The sequence below is a fragment of the Leisingera sp. JC1 genome, from assembly GCF_001679925.1.
Classification (GTDB): domain Bacteria; phylum Pseudomonadota; class Alphaproteobacteria; order Rhodobacterales; family Rhodobacteraceae; genus Leisingera.
Window position 1 is genome coordinate 1 of sequence record NZ_LYUZ01000042.1, and the last position, 876, is coordinate 876.

Annotated in this window: 1 protein-coding gene and 1 pseudogene; one reads left to right on the forward strand and one right to left on the reverse strand. The window is 53.2% G+C overall.

Features of this window, described 5'->3' with window-relative positions:
* The coding region (locus tag A9D60_RS04930; RefSeq protein ID WP_217492034.1) for a hypothetical protein at positions 1-654 on the forward strand (654 nt) is incomplete at its 5' end.
* Between the two features lie 28 nt (positions 655-682).
* Here A9D60_RS04930 and A9D60_RS04935 read toward each other — a convergent pair.
* Positions 683-876 (reverse strand): annotated as a pseudogene (locus tag A9D60_RS04935) (IS5/IS1182 family transposase); the annotation flags it as partial.

Sequence of the window (876 nt, forward strand, 5' to 3'; positions counted from 1 at the left end):
CCCCGCCGGTGCGGCGTCAGCAACCTGACAAAGCCCATGAAGCACTTCAAGCTATTCAATAGCTTGCATCCAGACGAAAGCGCGTTGGATGCATTGGTGCCTCTTTTTCATCTAAAGGGGAACCGGACGGACAGAATTTCTTGGGACGTTAAAGTCCTTATGAAAAGAGCGTGGGAAAAAGAGGGCTTTGATCTGAAGGGGCCTGCCCCAGCAAATGTTATGAAGCTGCTGAAAAGCCTTATCAATCAGGAGAATATACGGCGCAGACGTAACGAAACACCAGACCTTCTTTGTCCATCACATGAAACGCTGTTGAGGTTTCGCAAAGAGCTTCTGAGTGAAAGCGAATATCTGACAGCTGTTAAGGGGGAGAAATTTGTCCGCAACAAGCGCGGTCGCGGGAGTACTGACATCCGTGCATTGATCTTGGGTGAGCTGGTCGAAATAGACGAATGCAAAGCATCTCTGATCTTGTCTGCAAAAAGGAAAGGGACTTGGGAGCGTTTATCGGAAGGTGACAAGAAGGTTCTCAAGGAAATCGACAAGGTCATTCGGGACCGCCTGTTCATTCTGGTTTTGCTCGATATTGCAACGAGGATGCCCCTAGCCTGGATTGTCACCGACCAGCGGCATTGTTGCAGAAAGGCGTCTTGAGGCGTGACTTCCCCTTTCCCCTTCAGGTTCAGGCCACGCGGACGATCTCGGCGGTGCCGAGGGCATTGAAGCGGTTGATGAGTGCGACGCGGATGTGGATTTCAGCGGTTTGGCTATCTGGGTCTCTCGCGGCGATGCGCTCGCCGAAGGCCTTGAGGCAGCGCATCCTGGCTTCTGCGCGGCTGCGGGTGTGGTATCCCGTCCATCGTTTCCAGAACGCCC